We start from the raw sequence: 26210 nt of genomic DNA on the forward strand, positions 1-26210 counted from the left end.
CGTATTAAATTGCCACTGGCAAGCCGCGATCAGAACTCCAGGTAAGGCTCGATCCTGAAGATATCTTCCGAAGTAAACTCATCCAGCATGGCCAACTCGTTGATTGAAGCAATTTTTCCTCTCTTTTTCCGGAGATTTACAATGGCTTGTACCTGTCTGTAATTGAGGTATGGATGTTTAAGCAACTCCCTGAATTCCATCCTGTTGATCTGAAGCTTACTATAATTATCGTCTGCCTGGATATAGGGGGAGATCCGCAGAAACAACTCATCGTCGATCCCGTAGACCTCCCTGAGTTGTTCAACCGACACAAATCCTCCCAACAGGTTTTGATACTTCACAATTCGATTGGCAAACACGCTACCTATTCCCGGAATCCTTTTCCAGTCGGCCGTATCGGCACTGTTTAACAGGATCGTTTCACCTGCAGCCAGTTTTTCTGTGGCCCGAAAGAGAATCCTCCGTTCCGGGATCCTCTCCCTGGAGAGAAGCCGGGTATCGGTACGGTCTCTGCTTTTCCTGTCGTGTCCAGATATAACAGCATTATGGCCAGTATCGTTCAGATCTTCCCGCAAATTGAGGCTCTTCTGGAACTCTTCGAACACTTTTACCAGCGAATCGTTTTGGAGAAGGTCTATATCCCTGCTGTTGCGTTGCGATAGTATCAGGTTTAGGCACAACATCAGCACGATCAGGATTAGTAGCAATATTACCGCTATTTTCTCGCTTTTCTGATAATATAGAAAATCCTTCCAATGCATAGACGGTTGCACTTCTACAGGGTAAAGATAAAAATATTTCCTCGAAAGTGTTACCTTTGACTGAACAATTGTGAATTTCTCATGTTATGGTCCTGAATTACATCTGGATTGCTTTTTTTCTAATAGCGTTCGTGGTTGCCCTGGTCAGGCTGGTCTGCTTTGGCGACATCAACGTCTTCACCGAAATCATGGACTCTACATATGAGTCCGCCAAAACTGGATTTGAGATCTCCCTGGGCTTGACCGGGGTGCTATCACTCTGGCTGGGTGTGATGAAGATAGGTGAACGGGGCGGCATGATCGATCTCTTTTCGCGTGGAGTCTCTCCGCTGTTTACCCGGCTTTTTCCCGACATTCCCAAAGGGCATCCCGCCGCTGGATCCATACTGATGAATGTTTCGGCCAACATGCTCGGGCTCGACAATGCAGCCACCCCTTTCGGTCTGAAGGCGATGCAGGAGTTGCAGGAGATCAATCCAAGGAAAGATCAGGCGTCAAATCCGATGATCATGTTCCTGGTGCTGAATGCTTCGGGGATGACCCTGATTCCGGTCACCATTATGGTATACCGGGCCCAGCTGGGAGCAGCCAATCCGGCAGACATATTCATCCCCATCATGATTGCCACTTTCGTCGCAACCCTTGTAGGGGTGATTGCCGTTTGTCTCAAACAACGTATCAACATCTTCAACCGGGCCATCATGGGGTTTTTTATCGGCATGGTGACCATCATTGCGGGTACTATCCTCGCATTCAAGACGATGCCGCAAGAGAATGCCAATATCGTCTCCGGCCTGATAGCCAATATTTTCCTGCTTTCGGTCATCATCCTCTTTATCCTGGTAGCGATGCGCAAGCGGGTCAATATCTTCGAGTCGTTTATCGATGGTGCCAAGGAGGGATTCAAGACCGCTGTCACCATCATCCCCTACCTCATTGCGATCCTGGTGGGTATCGGCGTTTTCCGCGCGTCAGGAGCCATGGATTTCCTCATGGATGGGATACGCAGCCTGGTAGCGCTTACCGGTACTGATACCCGTTGGGTGGACGGCATGCCCACGGCCATCATGAAACCTCTCAGCGGCAGTGGTGCCCGTGGAATGATGATCGATGCGATGAAGAGTTTCGGGCCCGACTCGTTTGCCGGCAGACTCTCCTGCCTGCTGCAGGGAGCCACCGACACCACCTTCTACATCGTGGCGGTCTACTACGGAGCCGTGAACATCAAAAACAGCCGGTATACCGTTCCCTATGCCCTTTTAGCCGATCTGGCCGGCGTAGTGGCAGCAATCTTCGTGGCTTACCTCTTTTTCGGGTAACAGAGAGCCTTTCCCTATTCTGTAAACGTAAATAATAAACATATGGCAATTACATTTCAAGCTGAAGATATCGGTTTTCCGGAGATCCGGAGAGGCGACGTCAAACATTGGATCAGGCAGGTTGCCGGTCTCCACGGCAAAAAGATCGGCGAGATCAACTACCTCTTTTGTACGGATGAAAAGATACTGGAGGTGAACAACCACTACTTGCAACACGATTATTATACCGACATCATCACATTCGACTATACCGAAGGCAATATGATTTCTGGCGATATCATCATCAGCCTGGAGACAGTCCGCTCCAATGCGGAAAAGTACGACAACCCGTTCGAGCAGGAGCTTCACCGGGTCATCATTCACGGAATTCTTCATCTCTGCGGAATTGATGACAAGGATGAAACTGCCTCTCGCCAGATGAGAGAGGCGGAAAACCGGGCACTTGAACTGATCGGCATGTGATAATCGCTGTTTTCACGTCATACACTTGAAAATGTAACAGTTATATAAATCGATCCATGATGGAGCAATTTTCATTCATATTTTACAATACCGAGAATTTTTACGACACCATCGACGATCCTGAAACAATGGATGATGAATTCACCCCAACCGGTAGATTGAGATGGGACGAGAGGAAATTTAACGATAAACTTGAAAAGTTAACCTTTCTGTTTCAAGACATTGTAAAACCATCATTTCCCGATATCATAGGATTGGCCGAGATAGAAAACAAGAACGTGATGACCTGCATTCTCGACAACATGCGGCGTCATGGCATGGAGAGGTACAGTTTCGTCCACTATGACAGTCCCGACGAACGTGGCAGCGATGTGGCCATGATCTACAATACCCAATCGTTTACCGTTCTCGAATCGAGGCCGATTCTGGTACATCTCAACGGCATTGAGGATCGTACCCGGGATATACTCTACGTGAAGGGAAATACTTCGTTCGGCGAAACAATTCATATCTATATCGTCCACTTTCCTTCACGCAGGGAAGGTAGAGAGAAATCTGAACGCAGACGCAATTTTGCGGCAACTCTGTTACACGACGCTGTCTATCGGGTTTTGAACGAAAATCCTGACGAAAATATCCTCATCATGGGCGATTTCAACGATACACCTGACGACAAAAGCGTTGCCGAGGTGCTGGGCGCCCGTAAAACGGTCGAAAACATCAGCAGCAGCCAACTTTATAACCTCACATATCCGAGACACAAAAAGGGCATCGGCTCAACCTTCCACAAGGGGTGGTTACTGTTCGATCAATTCATTGTTTCCGGACAGATGCTCATTTCCTCAAAAATTGATTGCAGACCGGAATATGCAGATGTTTTCAATCCGAAATATCTGCTCCATTTCAATAAAAACGGACGACCGGTTACCAACCGTACCTACCGTAGCCACTATACCGGCGGGTTTAGCGACCACCTTCCTATCTACCTTAAGATCTTCGTGAAAGAAGTTTAATTTCACTCAATTAACATCTTATAAGCAGATTAGCAGTATCTTTTTCGTATATTTGCAGCCGCTAAAGAGAAAAGATGGATTTCAAGTACGACATAATTGTGGTAGGCGCCGGACATGCAGGATGCGAAGCAGCCACCGCCGCTGCCAATCTGGGTTCAAAGACCTTATTGATCACGATGGATATGAACAAGATTGCCCAGATGAGTTGTAACCCGGCAGTGGGAGGCATCGCAAAGGGGCAGATTGTGCGTGAAATCGATGCGTTGGGTGGCCAGATGGGTATCGTGAGCGACAAGACAGCCATCCAGTTCCGCATGCTTAACCGCTCCAAGGGTCCAGCCATGTGGAGCCCACGTGTACAAAGCGACCGGATAAAGTTTATCGAGGAGTGGCGTTCAATCATCGAAAATACGTCAAACCTTTACCTCTGGCAGGATACAGTAACCGCTCTTTTTTTCCGGAATGGAGAGGTTACAGGCGTTAAAACCCGCATGGGAGTTGAGTTTTCGGCCAAGTCTGTTGTTCTGACCAATGGCACCTTCCTGAACGGACTGATTCATATCGGCCGCGTTCAAATGGGTGGCGGACGCATGTCGGAACCCGCTTCGGCGGGAATGACCGAACAGCTTCGGGAGATCGGATTTAAGACCGACCGGATGAAGACAGGTACACCTGTACGCATCGACGGCAGAAGTGTAGACTTTTCGTTGCTGGAGGAGCAAAAAGGAGATAACGATTTTCACAAGTTCTCCTACATGGATAGGATACAGCGTGAACTCACGCAACGCAGTTGCTGGATAACCTATACATCGGAGGAGGTTCACAGCCTGCTCCGCACCGGATTGAGCGAATCTCCGCTCTACAACGGACAGATACAGAGTATTGGACCACGCTACTGCCCAAGTATTGAAACAAAAATTGTGACCTTTGCGGAGAAAACGAGTCACCAACTCTTTCTGGAGCCTGAAGGAGAAACAACCCACGAGTACTACCTCAACGGATTCTCCTCTTCCCTACCCCTCCAGATCCAGTTAAATGCCCTGCAAGCCATTCCGGCTTTCCGAAATGTCCATATTTTCCGTCCGGGATACGCCATTGAATACGACTTTTTCGATCCACGCCAACTCAATCCCACTCTCGAAACAAAACTGGTAAGGAACCTCTTCTTTGCCGGACAGATCAATGGGACCACCGGCTACGAGGAGGCGGGGGGGCAAGGAATTGTTGCTGGAATAAATGCCCACATCAATTGTCATGGAGGTGCTCCTTTCACCCTCCGCAGGGATGAAGCATATATTGGAGTACTCATCGACGATCTGATCACAAAAGGGGTGGATGAGCCATACCGGATGTTTACCTCGCGTGCCGAATACCGCATTCTTCTCCGCCAGGACAATGCGGATGAACGCCTCACACAACGGGCCTACAGACTCGGCCTTGCCACTTCTGAACGAATGAACCTCCTGGAGGAAAAACAGCGGGAGGTGGAAAGGATTATCGATTTCGCACGCAATTTTTCCGTCAAGGCAGACCGGATAAATCCCTACCTGGAAACCTTGCAAACGGCTCCGCTAAAACATGGTGTAAAACTTATCGAACTGCTCACCCGGCCACATATCGATCTCGAAACAATGTCACATGCAATTGCTCCTTTAAGGGAAGTGCTGGATAGCATCAAGAACAGGAAAGAGGAGATTATCGAGTCTGCAGAGATAAAAATTAAGTACGAAGGCTATATCAAACGCGAAAAAATGATGGCCGACAAGATAAACCGGCTGGAAGACATCCGCATCAAGGATAGATTCAACTATAACGCAATACAGTCGCTCTCTACCGAAGCCAGGCAGAAACTGACCGCCATCAATCCCGAAACCATTGCTCAGGCTAGCAGGATTCCCGGAGTTTCTCCAAATGACATTTCTGTACTGCTTGTGCTTTTGGGAAGATAAAACAGGTATGTTCCACGTGGAACATACAAAAATTATAGATATTTTATTTAAATAGAAAACAATGAGTATTGAAACACTAACCGCTGCCGTCAGGAATATTCCTGACTTTCCGATCAAGGGGATTCAATTCAAAGACATCACCACCTTGTTCCAGTCACCATCTCACTTGAAAGAGTTGTCTGACATTCTTTATGAAAAGTATAAAAATAAAGGGATCACCAAGGTTGTAGGCATCGAGTCGAGGGGGTTTTTTTTGGGTCCGCAGCTGGCAGTTCGGTTAAACGCCGGTTTTGTGCCTATCCGTAAACCGGGAAAACTCCCCTACAAGGTTATTGAGGAGCGATACACGAAGGAGTATGGTGAGGATGCAATCCAAATTCACGAAGATGCCTTGACAGAGGATGACGTTGTGCTGATTCATGACGATCTGTTGGCAACTGGAGGAACAATGGTGGCTGCACACAAATTGGTAAAAAAAATGGGAGTTAAGAAAGTATACATCAATTTCCTTATCGAACTGGAAGCACTGAATGGACGTTCATTGTTTCCAGAAGAGGTGGAACTGGAGACTATTCTTAAATTCGAAATATGATACAGGAGATACGGGATACGCTTAAAATACTTCCTCAGGGACCTGGTTGCTACCAGTTTTTAGACGAAAAAGGCAAAATAATCTATGTCGGTAAAGCCAAAAACCTGAAGAAAAGGGTATCCTCGTATTTCAACAAACAACAGGAGAATCCCAAAACCCGTATCCTTGTTCGCAAGATTCGCCAGATAAAGTATATTGTGGTGAACTCTGAAGAGGATACTTTCCTGCTCGAGAACAACCTTATCAAGGAGCTTAAGCCACGGTACAACGTGATGCTGAAGGATGATAAATCCTACCCTTCCATCGTTGTGAAAAATGAATTTTTTCCTAGGGTCTTCAAAACAAGAAATATTGTAAAAGACGGATCAAAATATTTTGGACCTTATACCTCTGTTGCCGCAGTTGAAGCCCTGATTGAAATTTTCCGGAAAATCTACAAGGTAAGAAGCTGCAGACTTAACCTAACTCCTGAAAATATTAAGGCCGGAAAATTTAAGGTTTGCCTGGAATACCATATCAAACGTTGCGAAGGTCCCTGTGTAGGTAACCAGACGTTGGAAAATTACAACAGGAATATTTCAGAGATCATCGAGATATTGAAGGGTAACATCTCCCTCATTGAGAAGCAGATAATGACAGAGATGCAGCATTGTGCCGATAATCTCCGTTTTGAAGAGGCGCATCGCCTCAAGGAGAAGCTGCTACTGATCCGTAATTTCAGGGAAAAATCGCAGGTTGTCAGCAATATAAACTACAACCTCGATGTGTATGGATTTACCGACGACGATGGCGCTGCCTACATCAACTACCTGCATGTGGTAAACGGTGGCATCATCCAGGCATACACGTTCGAGTATAAAAAGAGGCTCGACGAAACTCCGGAAGAGCTACTCGGTCTGGGAATAGTTGAAATGCGTCAACGATTTGGCAGTGAATCGAAAGAGATCATTGTCCCCTTTCTCCCCGACCTTACGCTTACTGGAGTGGAATTTACGGTTCCTCAGCGTGGTGACAAACGAAAACTCCTCGATCTCTCGGAAAAGAATGTCAAACAGTTCAAGGTCGACAAACTGAAGAAGGCAGAGATGTTAAATCCTGAACAACGAACCACCCGTATTTTAAAAACGGTTCAAAAAGATCTTGGCTTGAAGGAGATCCCCTGGCATATCGAGTGCTTCGACAATTCAAACATTCAAGGAACAAATCCGGTTGCCGCCTGTGTAGTCTTCAAAAAGGCAAAACCATCCAAAAAAGATTATCGCCATTTCAATATTAAAACCGTCGTAGGACCCGATGATTACGCATCAATGGCCGAGATAATTCATAGACGCTATTCTCGCGTAGTTAACGAGGGTGAATCTTTGCCGCAACTTATTGTTATTGACGGTGGTAAAGGCCAATTACACGCTGCAGCAAAATCGCTTCAGAAAATTGGTCTTTATGGCAAAATTGCCATTATCGGAATTGCGAAGCGACTGGAAGAGATTTTTTTCCCTGAAGACTCCGTTCCGATCTACATCGACAAAAATTCCGAAACTTTAAAACTCATTCAACAGCTCCGCGACGAAGCTCACCGTTTCGGTATCACCCATCATCGAAACCGGAGGAGCAAATCTCAAGTTACTTCCGAACTCGACCAGATTAAAGGAGTAGGGAAAGAGAGCAAGAAGAGACTCCTCACCCACTTTAAAAGTGTTAAGCGTATCAAGGAGGCAAGTGAAGAGGAGATCATATCGGTTATTGGAAAAAGCAAGGCAAAACTGATCATCGAACATTTCAGCGACAAACAGGATAATTATAACCAGTAAACCATGCGACTCTTGATTCAACGTGTTTCAGCAGCGTCAGTCACCATTGATGGCCGGGTAAAGAGCTCCATCTCGCAGGGATTGTTGCTTTTGGTTGGCTTTGAAGAGACAGACGAGAAGGAAGATATCGATTTTATGTGTAAAAAGACCATTTATTTACGTATATTTGATGACGAAAATGGTGTAATGAACAGATCTGTACTGGATATAGGCGGTGAAATCCTTGTAGTTTCTCAATTTACCCTCTTCGCCAGCACGAAAAAAGGAAATCGTCCCTCATATATCCGTGCTGCAAAACCCGATATCTCCATTCCGCTCTACGAACAGTTTTGTGCAACCTTGTCGGAAATGCTGGGAAAACCGGTGCAAACTGGTGAATTTGGTGCAGATATGCAGGTAGGGCTAATCAATGATGGCCCAGTAACCATATGGATTGACTCAAAAATAAAGGAATAAAAAGATGACCATCCAGCAAGCTCAACAAGAGGTGGATAGGTGGATAAAAAGCTACGGAGTCCGCTATTTCAATGAACTTACCAATCTGGCCATACTCACTGAAGAGGTGGGTGAATTGGCACGGATCATGGCACGCAGATACGGTGAACAATCGTTTAAGCCATCCGATAATCAGGGTGATCTGGCCGACGAAATGGCCGATGTACTGTGGGTATTGCTTTGTCTTGCAAACCAGACCGGGGTAGATTTAACAGAGGCATTGCAAAAAAATTTGGCCAAGAAGAGCAAAAGAGACAATAGAAGACATAAGGAAAACAGTAAATTATTAAAATAAATATATTGAGTCTATGAACGTTACAAGTAAATACTCCGATACACTGAAGAAGTATCCATTTACGCTTTCGGATGGAGAGTTGACAGAAAAGATAAACAAGATTCTTGACAACGGCTTCGATAAAAACAATTGCCAGGAAGTTTACAAAAAACTCTATTCCTGCATCGACCTCACCACCTTAAACGCTACAGACAGCCGCGAAGAGGTGTGGAAATTCACTGAAAAGGTAAATCTATTCGAAGACAATCATCCTAATCTTCAGAATGTTGCATCGATTTGCGTCTATCCCAACTTTGCGAAAACAGTAAGGGAGGCATTGACTGTAGATGTGAAGGTTGCCTGTGTATCAGGAGGGTTTCCTACCTCACAGACCTTAACGGAGGTGAAAATTGCAGAGACATCACTGGCAGTTGCCGACGGTGCCGACGAAATTGATATCGTCATCAATTTAGGCCTCTTCCTGGATGGTGAATATGAAGAGATGTGCGAAGAAATTTCCGAAATTAAGGAGAGCTGCCATGGTGCAATCCTGAAAGTGATTTTAGAAACCGGTGCACTAGAAAGTGCCGAAAAGATTCATCAAGCCTCCATATTGTCGCTCTATTCAGGGGCCGATTTTTTAAAGACGTCGACAGGCAAGGGTTATCCGGGAGCCTCGCTCGAAGCAGTCTATGTCATGTCGAATGCCATCAGAGCCTATTTCGAAAAAACCGGCAACAAGGTTGGTATCAAGGTTTCCGGGGGCGTCTCCACAGTCGAAGATGCGGTAAAATACTATACCCTGGTAAAGGAGATCCTGGGTGAAGAATGGTGCTCCCCTACCCTATTCCGTATTGGGACAAGCAGACTTGCTGACAGTCTGCTCAAAGCTATTGAGGATGAATGAGAGTGAGAAAACAGTAAATAGTTTTATAATGAAAATCAATTATTTGACATTAGCATTGGTGATTGGACTTACATCAATCGCCAACATCTATGCGCAGGAGAGCAGAGCGACATCGACACAGCGGAAAAAACCTTACTGGCAAGATGTAAATGTGGTGCAGGTAAACAAAGAGTACCCGCGCACGCAATTTATGACCTTCGACAGCAAGCAGGAAGCATTAAGTTCACGATTCGAGGAGAGCAAATATTATATCTCCCTTAATGGAACCTGGAATTTCTATTATGTGGATGGATATAAAGATCTTCCTGATAATGTGACTGATTCAGTAGTTTCACTGGCCGACTGGAAAACGATTAACGTTCCCGGCAACTGGGAACTGCAGGGGTTTGGTACACCCATTTACGTAAATCATCCATACGAATTTGTTGAACGCGATCCCAAAACCCGTCTTCCCAAATATTCACCACCCTATCTCCCTGAAGATAACCCTGTTGGAGTATATCGCCGTGAAATTGAAATCCCTGAAGAGTGGAGTGAACGGGAGATCTTCCTCTGCATTGACGGAGCAAAATCTGGCGTCTATGTCTATATCAACGGTAAAGAGGTAGGTTATAGTGAAGATTCAAAAACCAGTGCAGAATTCAGGATAAACAACTACGTCAAGCCGGGGAAAAACTCTCTTGTTTTGAAAATATTTCGCTGGTCTACAGGTTCTTACCTCGAATGCCAGGACTTCTGGCGCATCAGTGGTATTGAACGTGATCTCTTCCTCTGGTCACAACCCAAAACCTCGCTTCGCGATTTCCGGGTAAAATCGATACTCGACGACAGTTACAGCAATGGCATCTTCGAGCTGGAGACGACCATCAGCAATTACAATCCCGGTGTATCACATGCCGAAGTCTCGTATGAATTGCTGGATGGTGCAGGAAAAACTGTAGCCTCGGGATCAAAGCCCGTAAGCATCCAGGGGAACGGCGAAAATGCCATAAAATTTGACGCAGAGCTTCCAAATGTGGCTACATGGACTTCGGAACAGCCCAACCTCTATAAGCTCCTGATAACGGTCCAAAAAGAGGGGGAAAAAGGGGGAGAGGTTGTCCCCTACCCTGTTGGATTTCGCCGTTATGAGATCAAAGCGGTAAGAACTGGCGACAGGATCGACCGTCTCTTTCTGGTAAATGGTCAACCCATCAAGTTGAAAGGTGTAAATATCCACGAAACCAATCCCAAGACGGGACACTATGTCCCCGAGGAGCTGATGCTGAAGGATTTCGCACTGATGAAGCAAAACAATATCAACACCGTAAGGCTGTCGCACTACCCGCAGTCGCGCCGTTTCTACGAGCTTTGTAACGAGTTGGGCCTTTACGTGTATGATGAGGCAAATATCGAGTCGCACGGCATGTATTACGGTCAGGAATCGTTGGCCAAACAGCCGGAATGGGAGCAGGCTCACATGGACCGGACTGTAAACATGTTTGAACGCAACAAGAACCATCCCTCGGTTGCCATCTGGTCGCTGGGCAATGAGGCAGGAAACGGCATCAACTTCTTCCACACCTATAAATACCTCAAGGATCAGGAGCGTAACCTGATGAACCGACCGGTAAACTACGAACGGGCATTGTGGGATTACAACACCGATATGTATGTTCCCCAATATCCAAGTGCGGCATGGCTGGAAGAGATTGGAAAGAAAGGGAGCGACCGTCCGGTGGTGCCCTCCGAATATTCGCATGCAATGGGCAATTCAAACGGAAACCTCGATCTGCAATGGGAGGCAATCTACAAATACCCAAATCTCCAGGGGGCATACATCTGGGATTGGGTCGACCAGGGAATGGAGGCAGTTGACGAGAATGGTCGTATCTATTACAAGTATGGAGGCGATTACGGTACGGATATGCCAAGCGACGGTAATTTCCTCTGTAACGGCATTGTAAATCCCGACCGTACCCCCCACCCCGCCATGGCAGAAGTAAAATATACCCACCAGAATTTTGCTGTTGAGAGCGTGGATCCAATGAAAGGTATCTTCAAGGTAATCAACAGACAATACTTCTCAAATAGTGACAATTACAAATTCAGATACTTTGTAACCGAGAACGGAGTGCAGATCTTCGAAGGAACTCTTGCAGTATCACTGGAGCCACAGCAATCCACCAGAGTTACTGTTCCTGTAGAGACCATTAAAGCAAAGCCGGGCATGGAGTATTTTGTCAATTTTGAGGTGATACAGAAAAATGCCAGCAGGCTCATACCGGCCGGGCATGTTGTAGCAGTAGAACAGTACAAATTGCCTATATCGATTCCAAGGCAGGAGTTTACCGATAAAACAGGAAAAACAGAACTGAAAATCAGCACATCTGACAATACTATTGCTGTACACTCTTCCAGGGTCAACTTTGTGTTCGACAGAAAACAGGGAGTGGTAACCTCCTACAAGGTGAACGGACAGGAGTATTTTGAGAAGGGATTCGGCATCCAGCCCAACTTCTGGAGAGCTCCAAACGACAATGACTACGGCAATGGAAATCCGTATCGACTCCAGATATGGAAAGAGTCGAGCCGCAATTTCAAGGTAACCGACTCAAAGGCTTACACCCTGGACAACAATGTCGTGATTGAGACCACATACCTGCTTGCGGCGGGAAACCTCTACACGGTGAAATATAGAGTTCATCCCTCGGGTGTTGTGAAAGTCGACGTGGCCTTCCGCTCAACCGACCGTGAAGCTTCTCAGCTTGAGGCCTCTGAAGCTACCCTGATGGCAACGGCATCGCCCGAAGCCACCGCAGCCCGTAAAGCATCGTCAGGCCTGGTCGTCCCACGTATCGGTGTCCGCTTCCGTCTGCCATCGAGCATGAATTTGGTGGAATATTACGGCCGAGGACCGGGTGAAAACTATATCGATCGATCTTCCGGCTCAATGATAGGACGTTACAGTACAACAGCCGATGAAATGTATTTCCCATACGTTCGTCCACAAGAAAACGGACACCGTACCGATACCCGCTGGGTTGCCATTAAAGGAAAGAAAAGCGGATTGATGGTTGTGGCTGACGAAACGATCGGATTCAACGCACTTAAAAACTCAGTGGAAGATTTCGATTCCGAAGAGGCTACAAATCGTCCGTATCAGTGGAACAATTTCAGCAGCGAGGAGATTGCCGCCCGCAAAGATGGTGATGCGAAAAACAGGCGTCCCAGGCAGACCCATATCAACGACATTACTCCAAGAGACTTCGTGGAAGTTTGTGTCGATATGAAGCAGCAGGGTGTTGCCGGATACAACAGCTGGGGGGCACGTCCCCTACCCCAATATTCGATCCCGGCAAATCAGGATTACGAATGGGGATTTACACTGGTTCCACTCCGTGATGCAGAGGATATTCAAACAAAGTCGGTGCTGAAATATTGATCCTACTCACCACAAAAGAAAAAGGTTTCAATATGTCATATTGTCACATTTTAAACCGTTTTTTGGTGCATTTTGTCTTTTTTTAAGCCATTTTGTCATAGTACGTGCCTAAAAGTAATCGAAAATGGTTCGGCATACATTTTGGATATTTATTGTTGCATCGCTTGAGATGCATGTGGAACTGAATCATAAACTTAAAAGAAAGGATAAAGCTATGACAATTATCAGACGTACTAACCCGTGGTTGCCCAGTGTTTTCAACGATTTTTTCGGAAACGAATGGGTTACAAACAACAACCGGTCGGTGCCGGCAATCAACATACAGCAAAACGATAACGGTTTCACCGTTGAAGTAGCCGCTCCCGGCATGACCAAAGAAGATTGCAACGTGAGTGTGGATGAAGATAACAACTTGGTTATCTGCTTTGAAAAGAAAAATGAGTCGGAAGAAAAAGACAAGAAGGGAACCTATCTGAGACGCGAATTCTCATACACGCAGTTCACCCGGAAGATGATTCTGCCCGACAATGTAGAGATCGACAATATTTCGGCAAAAGTTGAAAACGGTGTATTAACAGTGGATATACCGACCGTGAAGGAAGAAGAAAAGGTATCGAGAATCAAAAAAATTGAAATACAATAAGATACCTTACTATTGAGCTAAGATACCGCTCCCCTGGGGGCGGTATTTTTTTATCTGCCTTAAACAGTCCGGTTTTTCAGATAGAGGATCAACAGGTTCAGGATCACCTTGAAATCGTTGTCGATCGAAACGCGTTCGATAATTTGGTTCGCCTCCGTCAACAAAGAATCGATGCTCCTCCAGGCGTAATCTATCCCTCCGTTATTCTTGGCAAAATCGAGCAACATTTCGATATTCTCGGGAGAATAGTCGTAGGAACGAATGATCTTCATCATCTCGTCTGATCTCTCCCTAGGTGCGTGATTCAGCGCATAGATGAGCGGGAGTGTAATCTTGCCTTCCCTGATGTCGTTTCCGGTAGGCTTGCCCACATCGGCTTTGTAATAGTCAAAAATATCGTCTCGAATCTGGAAAGCAATACCCAATATCCTGCCCGCCTTTCCAAACTCCTCTACCGTCTTGTGGTCGGCTCCGGCAGAGATGGCTCCGATTTTTGCACATGCGTACAACAGGGAGGCCGTTTTTTTGTCGATCACTTTAAAATACTCCTCCTCATCAATAATTATCTCGTTGACAAGCGAATATTGATTCAGCTCACCCTCTGCCAAGTTTTGGCCAAGTTCCGAAATGATGCCGATGATTTCCAGATTATCGGTCTTTACACTCTCGCACAAGGCCGATGACAATACATAATCTCCGGCAAGTACTGAACGTTTGTTGTCGAAAACGGCATTGGAGGAGGGCTGTCCTCGCCGGGTAGAGGCCTCGTCTACAACGTCGTCATGCATCAGGGTAGCCATGTGGAGCAACTCCACTGTAACCGCCCCGTGATATGTGGCTGGCGTTATCTTGCCGCAACACTTTGCCACCAGGAAAACCAGCATAGGCCTGATCCGTTTGCCGTCTACCCTAAAAGCGTGTCGAAGAATCTCCGAAATCCGGGGATTATTGTTTTCCAGAGATTTCTTGAGATAGATGTCGAACTGGCTCAGTTCGTCACGCAACGACTCCTTAATAACCTGGCTTTCGTCCATTATTGTCTGATTGAATCGCAAATTTAAAAATAATTCACCTTAAAGCAATCAATTATTCGTAACTTTACGTTCTTAATAGAAATAATTAGCTTATATGGCCAGACAGAAGCTGTTTCTGCTTGATGCTTATGCTTTGATTTACAGAGCATATTATGCATTTATTAAAAATCCCCGCGTAAACTCGAAAGGCGAGAATACCTCGGCCATCTTCGGATTTGTTAACACGCTGGAAGAGGTGCTGAGGAAAGAGAATCCGACACACATTGCCGTTGCATTTGATCCGCCGGGACCCACATTCCGCCATACGGAATATGAAGCCTATAAAGCTCAACGTGAAGCCACTCCCGAAGATATAAAGCGATCCGTGCCCATTATCAAGAAGATACTGGAAGCCTACAATATTCCGGTGCTGGAAGTAGAGGGTTTCGAGGCAGATGATGTGATTGGAACATTGGCCAAAAAGGTGGACAAGAATGAGTTTGATGTCTATATGATGACACCTGACAAGGATTACGGACAGCTGGTCGAAGAGCATGTTTTTATTTATAAGCCCAAATACGGCAGTAATGAATTTGAGGTACTTGACCACGATAAAGTGATGGAGAAGTACCATCTATCCCACCCTGGCCAGGTAATCGATCTGCTTGGCCTGATGGGTGATACGTCAGACAATATTCCCGGCTGTCCCGGTGTTGGACCCAAAACCGCTGAAAAACTGCTGAAGGAGTACGGCTCCATCGAAAACTTGATCCAAAACAGCCATAAGCTGAAAGGGACCCTTCGCACAAAGATTGAAGAGAACAGGGAACAGGTCCTCTTCTCCAAATTTTTAGCCACGATAAAGACCGATGTACCGGTAGAAATCGATATCGAAAACCTGAAAAGAAAGGAGATAAACGAGGTTGCGATAAGAGAACTTTTTGAAAATCTGGAATTCAGGACATTGATTAATCGGGTGCTGAAGAATGAAACCCAAAAAACGTCGGACAAGCAACCGATACAAGGTGATCTTTTCAGCGGATTTCCAGATAATACCGTAAAGGAGGAACCAGCCGTCCACGCGGAACTTTCCGGAAACTTCTCCACCATCCACACCACCCCGCACACCTATCGGCTGGTAGAAACGGAAAACGAACTATATGAGCTCAACACTCTTCTCTGTGCACAGCAATCGGTCTGTTTCGACACTGAAACAACGGGTATCGACCCGCTGACAAGCGACCTTGTAGGCTTGTCGTTTGCCTATATCGAAGGTGAAGCATTCTATGTCCCCATTTCAGGGAAAAGGGAGGAGGCACAACGGCAAGTGGAAATCTTCAGGCCATTTTTTGAAAATGCAGAGATCGAGAAGGTAGGGCAAAATCTGAAATATGACATCCTCACCCTCCGCCGTTATGGCATCCTCGTAAAAGGGAGACTCTTTGACACGATGATTGCCCACTATCTCCTCAATCCCGAACTTCGGCACGGGATGGATTACATGGCCGAAACATATCTGAAATACAAGACCATACACATCGAGGAGCTGATCGGTCCGAAAGGAAAGAACCAGAAATCGATGCGGGACGTGGATAAACAGGTTATCTGTGATTATGCGGCAGAAGATGCTGACATCACATTGAAATTGAAGAATATACTGGAGAAGGAGATCCGGAGGAACAATTTCGATTATCTTTTCCACGAAGTGGAGTCTCCCCTTGTCTATGTACTTGCCGATATGGAGTGGACCGGGGTAAGGCTGGATCTAAAGGCGCTGGCTCAGCTCTCGGAAGAATTTAACGCCGAACTGCAGCAGATCGAGACGGAGATTATCGATATGGCAGGGGAGAGTTTCAACGTCAATTCTCCGAAGCAGATAGGGGAGATACTCTTTGAAAAGATGAGGATCATCGAAAAACCGAAAAAAACCAAGACCGGCCAATACAGTACAAGCGAAGAGGAGTTGCAGAAACTGCGCTTCAAACATCCGATTATCGAGAAGATCCTCGAACAGCGGGGATTGAAAAAGTTGCTGGGGACCTATATCGATGCATTTCCACTGTTGGTAAATCCCGAAACCGGGAAAGTGCACACGTCGTTCAATCAGACCGTGGCAGCAACAGGACGGCTGAGCAGTACCAATCCCAACCTGCAGAACATACCCATCAGGGATGAACGCGGGAAAGAGATGAGAAGAGTTTTCATCCCCGACGAAGGATGCATCTTCCTTTCGGCCGACTATTCACAGATAGAACTGCGCATCATGGCACACCTGAGTGAAGACCGGAACATGGTGGAGGCATTTAACCGTGGATTGGACATTCATGCTGCCACTGCCGCCAAAATCAACCATATTCCGGTTGAGGAAGCCACTCCCGAAATGCGCCGCCAAGCAAAAACAGCCAACTTCGGGATCATTTACGGCATCTCGGTTTTTGGTCTTTCCGAAAGGCTAAATATACCCCGTGCTGAAGCAAAAACATTGATAGATGGCTATTTTGCCACATACCCGGGAGTAAAGCGATATATGGATGAAAGTATTGCAGCTGCACGAGAAAAGGGCTATGTGGAGACTATCCTGGGACGTAAACGCTTTTTGGCCGACATAAACTCCAAGAACGCCGTAGTTCGTGGGTATGCTGAAAGGAATGCAATAAATGCTCCAATTCAGGGAAGTGCGGCAGACATCATAAAAATGGCCATGGTCCGAATATTTAACCGGCTGAATAAAGAGGGTTTACAGGCAAAGATGATCCTTCAGGTACACGACGAACTTAACTTCAATGTCCCAGTAAACGAACTGGAAAAGGTTAAAAAGATCGTCACGGAGGAGATGGAAAATGCCTGTAAACTGCGTGTACCGCTGAAAACTGATTGCGGAGCAGGAGGAAATTGGCTGGAAGCCCACTGATCATGCTTGAAGGATTGGCAGAATATGGCTATTGGGGATTACTGCTTGCCTCATTCCTGGCTGCTACCATATTGCCCTTCAGTTCGGAAGTTGTTTTTGCGGCACTCATCACGGCAGGAGCAGATATTTGGCTATCCGTGCTATATGCAACAATTGGAAATGCAGCTGGTGGTGCCACCTGCTATTATGTGGGAAAACTGGGAAAGACCGCATGGCTGGAGAGGTGGTTCAAGATAAATCCTGAAAAGATCAACAAGACCATACGGTGGTTGCATGGTAAAGGGGCTGTGATGGGGTTTTTTGGATTTCTCCCCGGCATCGGCGACGCCATACTGGTTGCATTGGGATTCATGCGGGCAAACATACCTGTAACCATGTTCTCCATGACGGTCGGAAAATTGCTCCGTTACATCCTGATCGGCTTTGGAACCGATCAGCTTGTATCGTGGTTTTGATATTTTTCATTTTTTTTGTTGAACAACATGTCTACAATCCTTTTTAACGAGATCGTTTACGGTCCGGTTCACAGCCGACGGATGGGCATTTCGTTGGGAATAAACCTGTTGCCACACGACGGTAAACTTTGTTCATTCGACTGCATCTATTGCGAATGCGGGTTCAATAAGGATTTTCGCACGCAAACGAAACTGCCCGACAGGGAAAATGTCTACGCTGCATTGGAAAATAGACTGCAATCACTGCTCGAGGAGGGTATAAAACCAGACGTGATCACATTTGCCGGAAACGGGGAGCCTACAATGCATCCCCAATTCGACAAAATTATCGGCGATACCCTTTTTCTGAGGGATAGGTATGCATCTACTGCCAAAATCAGCGTGCTGTCAAACGGGATGCATGTAGGAAAAACATCCGTGTTTGAAGCGTTGCAACGTGTGGACAATCCCATACTCAAGCTCGATTCCGCCTTCGATGAGACCGTGAGGCTTATCGACCGACCCAATTTACCCGATTATTCGGTAGCGCGACAGGTGGAACTTTATAAAAGATTCCACGGCAATTTTATCCTGCAAACCATGTTTTTACGAGGCATGCTCGAAGGCAAGCGGATAGACAATTCCACCGAAAAAGAGATTTCAGGGTGGTTAGAGCTCGTTAGAGCGCTTTATCCCCGTCAGGTGATGATCTACACCATCGACCGGGAAACGCCCGCCAGAGAGCTTGAAAAAGTGCCTCTGGAAGAGTTGAGGAAAATTGCGGAGCGGGTAGGGGAGTTAGGTATTCCTACCCTGGTAGCCGGATAACTCCTCCGGTGCACTTACGACGAGATTCCCGCAACTTTTGCCACCCATTTGCCTCTCGTTTGCGAAACTTAAATCAATTCAGTTCCAGTTCTTGCCAATCGGGAAACTGGGGAAATGAGGCATGCGGTTCTGATTGATACCAGAAGCATACCGATGAAATATCAGATTGTTGGGGCAAATAGCGTCCTCCATGTCTCCAGCCCAGGTCCTGGATGGTAATACGCAGATCCTTCTTGAACCGGACAGGATCCATGATGTGCCAGCGGTAGAGTCCGAAACGCTGTCCCGACTTATAGATCAGGTCGGCAGGCAACACCTGTACCAATCCGGCATAAGGTGTTGTAAAGGTTACATATCTCCCTTGCCGGTCAAAATTATAGGAGCCACAAAAATAGTCCTCTGTCCCTGTGCCTATTACGGTAGGAAATTTTTTATCGCCATCCATGAAAAATTTGATTTCACCTTCACCCCACCAACCGTTGTTGTTAACCTGCCAGGCCATATATACACCGACATAGTGTCCCTCCCCACGTATGCCGTCCACTATGGTGTAATCGGATGTCTCATTCACTTTTGTTCGCCTGAATTGTGCATGGAAATAGGCGGCATCCTCCGGAACATCGGTCAGGGTATAATCGATCTGGTAATAGAGTGTCATAGGATCGGTATCGTTGATGTTGGTCATGGTGATTTTGCATTTTTTCCGGAAAGGCATTACCCAATACGAATTAAATGCACTTCCCGGGTTCACCGTTACTGGCATTGAGTTGAGATGAGCATATTCATTCCATCCCATGCCAAAAAAATGGCCGATAGGAGATTCAACCGATGGCTCTTTTTCATCGTCCCAATATATGCGGATAATGGAGAAACGCCAGTTTCCAGTAGGTGTCATCCAGATGTGCTGAATGGCTCCGGGTCCTTCAATTTCAGCCAAGGTAAAAGTCTCTCCGGGATTGATGCGGATATAGGGGTTTACTTTCCATCCCTGACCCAGATCACGGGCAGCATGAGTAGCATTGGCCGTATTGACGGGAGCATCCGGGTCGGGAATCGCCATTCCACCCTTTCCTTTTTCACCGGTAAAATTTTCTGGACTGATCGACCGGGTTTCAGCATTGGAGAGCTTGTAGAGGTTACCCAAATTCATATCAAGACCGTTGAATGTTCTGGGCTGTGAAAATCCGAACAACGCAATCGAGATAAAAAAGAGGGTTGTGATCATCTTTGTCGTGTTCATGATGGTTTAATTTTTGTGATTAGAGAAATAACTTTCACAAAAATATTTAAATTAATTAAACTTTAAAAGGTTAATCAATTTTTTAAATGTCAACCGGTTAAATTACCAACCTGTTCCAAGGTTGGAGTCTCACTCGCCTTTTCCAGAAAAAAAGAGATGATAGGCCTGAATAAGGCAAACTACTCCGTTGGAAACGATGATCGGCCACTTAAATCCCAGCATAATGCCGTATGCAATGAAGAAAAGACAGGCTACAAGATTGATATACCTTACTTTTTTTATCTGTTTGGGAATAAAGGAAACGACAAGAAATGTCATTGCCAGATATCCTACAATTTCTACAATATCCACTTAAACTGATTTTTAACCGATTTTACACGTTGAATCTGAAGTGCATGATATCACCGTCCTGAACGATGTACTCCTTACCTTCAACGTTCATCTTTCCGGCCTCCTTTACAGCTGCTTCCGAACCATACCGGATGTAATCCTCATACTTGATCACCTCTGCACGGATAAATCCCTTCTCAAAATCGGTATGGATAACTCCGGCACACTGGGGAGCTTTCCATCCTTTCTGGAATGTCCAGGCACGCACTTCCTGCGGACCTGCAGTGAGGAATGTCTGAAGATTCAACAACTCATAGGCTGCCTTGATTAGCCGGTTTACACCAGACTCCTTCAACCCCATTTCAGCGAGAAACATTTCACGCTCTTCGTAAGTATCAAATTCAGCAATTTCAGACTCGATCTTTGCCGCTACTACCAAAATTCCTGCATTCTCCCTCTTTACTGCCTCCCGTACCTGTTCCACATATTCATTTCCGTTAACGGCACTCTTTTCATCTACATTGCAAACATATAAAACCGGTTTGGAAGTCAAGAGGAAGAGATCACGCGCTATCCTGTTCTCATCTTTGGTATCAAAAACTACAGTTCGTGCCGATTCACCCCGCAACAAAGCTTCCCTGATTTTTGAGTAGACCTCGAAAGCCAGTTTTGCCTCCTTGTCGCCCCCCGTCTTTGCCTGTTTCTCTACCTTTTGAATTCTCGACTCGATGGTCTCCAGATCCTTCAATTGCAGTTCCGCGTCAATTATCTCCTTGTCTCTTACAGGATTTATACTGCCGTCAACATGGGTTACGTTCTCATCCTCAAAACAACGCAAGAGATGCAGTATGGCATCGGTTTCACGGATGTTGGCCAAAAATTTATTACCCAGACCCTCTCCTTTGCTTGCACCTTTTACCAGTCCGGCAATATCGACTATCTCGACCGTTGTAGGTACAATTTTTTGAGGATGTACCAGTTCGGCAAGTTTATTCAATCTTTCATCGGGAACAGTGATTACCCCCACGTTAGGTTCGATCGTACAAAAAGGAAAATTCGCTGCCTGTGCCTTGGCGTTTGACAGGCAATTGAAAAGGGTAGATTTTCCGACGTTGGGAAGTCCAACTATACCACACTGTAGAGCCATCTTTCGTTATTTATTAGACCGTTACGTTATAAGTACAGGAAATGTTGTCATCTACAACGGAAACGGCAGATATTTTTTTAAGGTTGCAAAGGTACAAAAATTAGTTGTTTTTTAACCACCCCCTATTTAAGTAGGAGCCTTAATCTCGTTTTTTGTTTACAACCCATATTTCGCTGATATCTCCAACATTCGCTCAATAGGCTTCACCGCTTGAATGCGAATCTTTTCATCGACAAAAATTTCCGGTGTCTCATTTTTTAGACAGAGATACAATTTTTCCAGCGTGTTCATTTTCATATAGAAACAGTCGTTGCAGGCACAGGTTGAATCTTCGGGTGGAGCAGGTATAAACTCTTTATCGGGATTCTCTTTTTGCATCTGGTGAAGGATTCCGGATTCGGTAGCTACAATAAATTGTCTCTTCTCGGAATTACGGGCAAAACTTATTATCGAAGAGGTAGATCCAACATGATCGGCAATTTCAATTATATACTTCCTGCATTCAGGATGCACCAGCAACAGTGCGTCGGGATACTCCCTCTTCAACTGAAGAATTTTTTCCAATGAAAACTGTTCATGTACGTGGCATGCACCATCCCATAAAAGCATATTCCTTCCGGTAAGCTTATTGATGTAATCACCAAGGTTCTTGTCGGGTCCGAAAATGATTTTTTCATCCAACGGAAGTGAATCTACGATCTGCTTTGCGTTAGTGGAAGTTACCACTATGTCGGTCAATGCTTTTACTGCTGCTGTAGTATTTACATAGGAGATTACAGTATGACCGGGATGTAGTTCGATAAATTTTTCAAATTCATCGGCCGGACAACTTTCAGCCAATGAACAGCTGGCCATGATATCGGGAATGAAGACCCGTTTATCGGGAGAAAGAATTTTAGCCGTTTCACCCATGAAGTGAACACCGCAAAGCACAATAATATCTGCAGTTGTTTTGGCAGCCCATTGAGCTAGGGCGAGACTGTCGCCGACAAAATCTGCTATATCCTGAATATCAGCATCCTGATAATAGTGTGCCAGGATAATTGCATTCTTCTCCTTACGAAGGCTATCTATCTTATCGATCAATTCCTCTTTTTTCATTCGATTATTATTATTATTATTATTACTTTTTTAAACAAAAAAAACTATGATGATGATGAAGGAGTGTTGATACTGTTGAAAAAAAAGTGTGAAAAAAATTGCAAATTAAGTTATTAAGAAAGTGACACCTTAATAGTGATGTTATAAACAATTATATAAAATTTAATTATTTGATTTACTTTTTATTACAACTTTTATCAACATTGTTTGATAATTTGTAGTGTTGATAATCAAATCAGATTTTTCACTTCATATCCTGTTGATGAATAGTGCAAACTTTGCCGAGATTTTCATCACTTCTTATTTTATCTTTTTGTACAAATTTTTCATATAAACAAAAAATTGGAATAGCAAAATGAAGTTATTTGAATTTTCTCTACATGAAATAAACAATTTATCAACAACAGCGGAAAAAAAAGAGCGAATGCAAAAGTATCACATAAAAATTAGTTGTACAATTACTTAAGTTTTAAAGTTACCAAAAATGGCAAAAATGTGATTATTTATTGTTAAGTTGCAAACGCAAGAGTTTTGTTTACAAAATGTTTTAACTATATTTGCTTGCCAAAATCAAATGCGGGTGAAAAGAAAAAATTGTCTGTTTATTTCGGCATTTTTTTTGTTGTTTGCTGCAGGTTGCGCATCAACAGTTAAAATAACGTCAGTAGCAGAAAGGACCAAGGACGGCGAGTTACTTCTCAAGTGGGAAGTGAGTCCCGATCAGGAAGGGAGTATCAATATCTATTCATCCCAAACGGACGGTGATATCTCTTCATTTACTCCGGTGAAAACGTCCAATATTTCCGATCAGGTAACGGTTATCAACCCTTCAAGCCCGGATATAAGGGAGTTTTACATACTTAAAACCACCTCAGCCTATTCCGGCATCGTGGCAGACCGGATTATCGAGATGGGCAATATCAAGAATTTCAGGGATCTGGGTGGTTACTTCACCCGTAGCGATCAGCAGATGAAGTGGGGCAAGATTTTCAGATCGGGTGATTTGAGCAGTGCAACACTTTACGATCAGGAGCGGATACGACGCTTGAACATCAAAACCATCATCGATTTCAGGTCAGAGAAAACTGCGGGTAAATATCCCATTCTTGTTCATCCCAATATCAGGAAGATCTCATTGCCCATCATTCCAATGGATACGGAAAAGATCAATGAGATGATGAGTGACGAGAAGTTGACACGCAGCGATGCAATTCGCAATGTCCAGGATTCCTACATCGGCATTATCGAGAACTACAAGAATGAATTTGCCGAGATGTTCAATATCCTTACCGACGAAAACAACTATCCGGTACTGCTCAGTGGATCGCTTGGCAAGGACAGGGTGGGGCTTGCCTCGTTTTTCATCCTCTATGCATTGGGAATCCCTCAAAATATCATTATTGACGATTACCTTCTGTCGCGTCAGACCATTGATGTGTTGACCATTGCTGAAAATGTCAAGACAAAGCCCGAATATTTTCAGGAAGCGGTAACTGCACTGATGTCGGTAAATCACGCCTATATCAATTATACGATCGATTACATCAATCAGAAATATGGCTCAATTGACAGTTATATTGAGAAAGAACTTAAGTTGACCCCGGGAAAAAAAACATTATTGCGTAAACATTTGCTCTATAATCAATAAGATTCAATTTTTTTTCATTACCTTTGCGCCCGATTTCCTACGCGGGCTTTTTTGTTTAGGTGGAAATCGTTTTTTTCAGTCTGTATATCAAATTTTCTCACATCTTTATCTATGTCGCGTTGTGGGGGTTTCGAGAAAATGCGAATACTTTCACCAATAAATTTAAATAAAGAAAATGAGAACTTTTGAAGAACTTGGGATTGCCCCGGAAATTTGGCGTGCAATCCAGGAGATGGGTTTTGAACAGCCCATGCCCGTGCAGGAGGAAGTGATTCCGCAACTGCTGGCAAATACCCGTGATATTATTGCTTTGGCTCAAACTGGAACCGGAAAAACAGCCGCTTTTGGCCTACCGGTAATACAGAAAACAGACCTCGATTTACATGCACCACAAACGCTGATCCTTTGCCCCACCAGGGAGCTTTGTCTACAGATCGCGGGTGACCTGACCGATTTTTCCAAATATGTTGACGATATAAAGATTCTTCCCGTTTATGGCGGATCAAGCATCGAAAGCCAGATCAAAGCTTTGAGACGTGGAGTTCATGTTATAGTTGCCACTCCCGGAAGATTGATCGATTTGATAAACCGGAAGACCGTTTCACTTGAAAACGTCCGGACAGTAGTACTGGATGAAGCGGACGAAATGCTGCATATGGGATTTACTGAAAGTATCGATGAAATTTTGTCTTACGTCCCCAACAACCGCAGCATGTTGCTCTTTTCCGCAACTATGCCCCAGGAGATAGCAAAGATCACACGCAAGTATATGTCAAACCCCATGGAGATAACCATCGGGAGAAAAAACGAGGGGGCACAGAATGTGAAGCATATCTACTTCATGGTTCATGCAAAAGATAAATACCTTGCACTGAAACGTATTGTAGACTACTATCCCAATATTTACGGAATTGTTTTTTGCCGGACGAGAAAAGAGACGCAAGAGATTGCAGACAAGCTCATTCAGGATGGTTACGATGCCGACTCGTTGCATGGCGACTTGTCGCAGGCGCAACGCGATTACGTCATGAACAAATTCCGCTTGCGGAACCTGCAGCTGCTGATCGCGACCGACGTGGCAGCCCGTGGTCTGGATGTGGACGACATCACCCATGTAATCAATTTCGGACTGCCTGACGATTACGAAGTATATACACACCGTAGCGGTCGCACAGGCAGAGCAGGGAAAACCGGTAGTTCCATCTCCATTATCCACACCAAGGAGAAAGGCAAGGTAAGCCAGATTGAGAAGCTTATCAATAAAAAGTTTGAATATCGCCAGGTACCCAAAGGGGATCTCATCTGCGAAAAGCAGCTGTTCAACTTTGTGGATAAAATTGAGAAGGTAAAGGTTCAGGAGGAAGAGATTGCCCGTTTGTTGCCTTCGGTATTCAAAAAACTCGACTGGCTGGAAAAGGAGGATATTATCAAACGGATGGTTTCGCTCGAGTTTAACCGGTTGATCGACTATTACCAGGCTGCAGACGAGATCGAAGAGCCTAGGGAGCAGGGCAATAGGAGAGATGAGCGCGGCAAAGGCAAAAAGTATGACAGAGGCGAGTCTGGTCCGAAAAAGGCAGAAAAGGGCTACTCCCGTTTTTTTATCAATATTGGAAAGGTGGATGGAGCCAATCCGGCTAACCTGATGGGTTTTATCAATGATTATGTACCCGGGAAGATCAGGATAGGACGAATCGACCTGATGAAGAACTTTTCGTTTTTTGAAGTTCCCGAAGAGAGTGCAAGGCAACTCCTCAAATCTTTCAAGGGTGTATTTGTGGAAGATAGAAAGGTAGTGGTTGAACCGGCTGACAGTCACACAGGGGAAGGCAAAAAAAATAGGGGAGAGAGGTCGAAAGCGGATTTCGCTCCTTCCAAAAAAGGGAAAAAGCGATACTATTGATCAGAAGA

General features: G+C 45.2%; 21 protein-coding genes and 1 pseudogene. 16 read left to right on the forward strand and 6 right to left on the reverse strand.

Annotated features, from left to right (window positions below; genetic code table 11):
- Positions 1–29: 29 nt before the first annotated feature.
- Positions 30–707 carry a helix-hairpin-helix domain-containing protein gene (locus tag ING2E5A_RS01180; protein ID WP_161941921.1) on the reverse strand — a complete coding sequence of 226 codons (678 nt, stop codon included), beginning with the start codon at positions 705–707 and terminating at the stop codon, positions 30–32.
- Between the two features lie 140 nt (positions 708–847).
- On the opposite strand from ING2E5A_RS01180, the gene ING2E5A_RS01185 reads away from it, so the two are divergent.
- The 11 genes from ING2E5A_RS01185 to ING2E5A_RS01235 all read left to right on the forward strand — a co-directional run bounded on the left by ING2E5A_RS01185 (position 848) and on the right by ING2E5A_RS01235 (position 13647).
- Positions 848–2080, forward strand: a complete 1233-nt coding sequence (locus ING2E5A_RS01185; protein ID WP_071135835.1) for a nucleoside recognition domain-containing protein — start codon at positions 848–850, stop codon at positions 2078–2080.
- Between the two features lie 42 nt (positions 2081–2122).
- A complete protein-coding gene (ybeY, locus tag ING2E5A_RS01190; protein WP_071135836.1) occupies positions 2123–2542 on the forward strand; it encodes an rRNA maturation RNase YbeY in 420 nt (139 codons plus the stop codon).
- Between the two features lie 56 nt (positions 2543–2598).
- Positions 2599–3555 (forward strand): endonuclease/exonuclease/phosphatase family protein, encoded by a 957-nt coding sequence (locus ING2E5A_RS01195; RefSeq protein WP_071135837.1) that lies wholly within the window; start codon positions 2599–2601, stop codon positions 3553–3555.
- Between the two features lie 74 nt (positions 3556–3629).
- A complete protein-coding gene (mnmG, locus tag ING2E5A_RS01200; protein ID WP_071135838.1) occupies positions 3630–5504 on the forward strand; it encodes a tRNA uridine-5-carboxymethylaminomethyl(34) synthesis enzyme MnmG in 1875 nt (624 codons plus the stop codon).
- A 61-nt stretch (positions 5505–5565) separates the two neighbouring features.
- Positions 5566–6096 carry an adenine phosphoribosyltransferase gene (locus tag ING2E5A_RS01205; RefSeq protein WP_071135839.1) on the forward strand — a complete coding sequence of 177 codons (531 nt, stop codon included), beginning with the start codon at positions 5566–5568 and terminating at the stop codon, positions 6094–6096.
- Positions 6093–7904 carry an excinuclease ABC subunit UvrC gene (uvrC, locus tag ING2E5A_RS01210; RefSeq protein ID WP_071135840.1) on the forward strand — a complete coding sequence of 604 codons (1812 nt, stop codon included), beginning with the start codon at positions 6093–6095 and terminating at the stop codon, positions 7902–7904. Before ING2E5A_RS01205 ends, uvrC begins: the two co-directional genes overlap by 4 nt.
- Positions 7905–7907: 3 nt before the next feature.
- Positions 7908–8360 carry a D-aminoacyl-tRNA deacylase gene (gene dtd, locus ING2E5A_RS01215; RefSeq protein WP_071135841.1) on the forward strand — a complete coding sequence of 151 codons (453 nt, stop codon included), beginning with the start codon at positions 7908–7910 and terminating at the stop codon, positions 8358–8360.
- A 4-nt stretch (positions 8361–8364) separates the two neighbouring features.
- Positions 8365–8694, forward strand: coding sequence for a nucleotide pyrophosphohydrolase (locus tag ING2E5A_RS01220; protein WP_071135842.1), 330 nt, complete (start codon positions 8365–8367; stop codon positions 8692–8694).
- Positions 8695–8707: 13 nt separating this feature from the next.
- Positions 8708–9580 (forward strand): deoxyribose-phosphate aldolase, encoded by an 873-nt coding sequence (deoC, locus tag ING2E5A_RS01225; protein WP_071135843.1) that lies wholly within the window; start codon positions 8708–8710, stop codon positions 9578–9580.
- Positions 9581–9608: 28 nt separating this feature from the next.
- Positions 9609–13004 (forward strand): glycoside hydrolase family 2 TIM barrel-domain containing protein, encoded by a 3396-nt coding sequence (locus ING2E5A_RS01230; protein WP_071135844.1) that lies wholly within the window; start codon positions 9609–9611, stop codon positions 13002–13004.
- 214 nt (positions 13005–13218) lie between these two features.
- Positions 13219–13647: an Hsp20/alpha crystallin family protein gene (locus ING2E5A_RS01235; RefSeq protein ID WP_071138117.1), complete on the forward strand. Its 429-nt coding sequence runs from the start codon at positions 13219–13221 to the stop codon at positions 13645–13647.
- Positions 13648–13706: 59 nt separating this feature from the next.
- Here the strand turns inward: ING2E5A_RS01235 and ING2E5A_RS01240 are convergent, their stop codons facing one another.
- Positions 13707–14681 carry a polyprenyl synthetase family protein gene (locus ING2E5A_RS01240; RefSeq protein ID WP_071135845.1) on the reverse strand — a complete coding sequence of 325 codons (975 nt, stop codon included), beginning with the start codon at positions 14679–14681 and terminating at the stop codon, positions 13707–13709.
- A gap of 94 nt (positions 14682–14775) precedes the next feature.
- Here ING2E5A_RS01240 and polA point away from each other — a divergent pair, with 94 nt between their 5' ends.
- Genes polA through ING2E5A_RS01255 form a run of 3 tightly spaced genes read left to right on the forward strand, consistent with a single transcriptional unit; the run spans position 14776 to position 18833 of the window.
- Positions 14776–17571 (forward strand): DNA polymerase I, encoded by a 2796-nt coding sequence (gene polA, locus ING2E5A_RS01245; protein WP_071135846.1) that lies wholly within the window; start codon positions 14776–14778, stop codon positions 17569–17571.
- A 2-nt stretch (positions 17572–17573) separates the two neighbouring features.
- A complete protein-coding gene (locus ING2E5A_RS01250) occupies positions 17574–18026 on the forward strand; it encodes a YqaA family protein (RefSeq protein ID WP_071135847.1) in 453 nt (150 codons plus the stop codon).
- Positions 18027–18053: 27 nt separating this feature from the next.
- Positions 18054–18833, forward strand: coding sequence for a radical SAM protein (locus ING2E5A_RS01255; RefSeq protein ID WP_071135848.1), 780 nt, complete (start codon positions 18054–18056; stop codon positions 18831–18833).
- Between the two features lie 73 nt (positions 18834–18906).
- Here ING2E5A_RS01255 and ING2E5A_RS01260 read toward each other — a convergent pair whose 3' ends face one another.
- From ING2E5A_RS01260 to nadA, 4 genes and pseudogenes are all read right to left on the reverse strand, one after another.
- Positions 18907–20058 carry a glycoside hydrolase family 172 protein gene (locus ING2E5A_RS01260; protein WP_071138118.1) on the reverse strand — a complete coding sequence of 384 codons (1152 nt, stop codon included), beginning with the start codon at positions 20056–20058 and terminating at the stop codon, positions 18907–18909.
- 144 nt (positions 20059–20202) lie between these two features.
- On the reverse strand, positions 20203–20424 hold the full coding sequence (locus ING2E5A_RS01265) for a hypothetical protein (protein WP_197678510.1): 222 nt from the start codon (positions 20422–20424) through the stop codon (positions 20203–20205).
- 22 nt (positions 20425–20446) lie between these two features.
- A complete protein-coding gene (gene ychF / locus ING2E5A_RS01270) occupies positions 20447–21550 on the reverse strand; it encodes a redox-regulated ATPase YchF (protein ID WP_071135850.1) in 1104 nt (367 codons plus the stop codon).
- Positions 21551–21706: 156 nt separating this feature from the next.
- Positions 21707–22654: pseudogene (nadA, locus tag ING2E5A_RS01275) on the reverse strand (quinolinate synthase NadA); the annotation flags it as partial.
- A gap of 577 nt (positions 22655–23231) precedes the next feature.
- Between nadA and ING2E5A_RS01280 the strand changes: the two are divergent.
- Together ING2E5A_RS01280 and ING2E5A_RS01285 are read left to right on the forward strand one after the other, a co-directional pair.
- A complete protein-coding gene (locus ING2E5A_RS01280) occupies positions 23232–24299 on the forward strand; it encodes a tyrosine-protein phosphatase (RefSeq protein ID WP_161941922.1) in 1068 nt (355 codons plus the stop codon).
- A 175-nt stretch (positions 24300–24474) separates the two neighbouring features.
- Positions 24475–26202 carry a DEAD/DEAH box helicase gene (locus ING2E5A_RS01285; protein ID WP_071135853.1) on the forward strand — a complete coding sequence of 576 codons (1728 nt, stop codon included), beginning with the start codon at positions 24475–24477 and terminating at the stop codon, positions 26200–26202.
- Positions 26203–26210: the final 8 nt, after the last annotated feature.

It is taken from the genome of Petrimonas mucosa (assembly GCF_900095795.1).
Lineage (GTDB): Bacteria > Bacteroidota > Bacteroidia > Bacteroidales > Dysgonomonadaceae > Petrimonas > Petrimonas mucosa.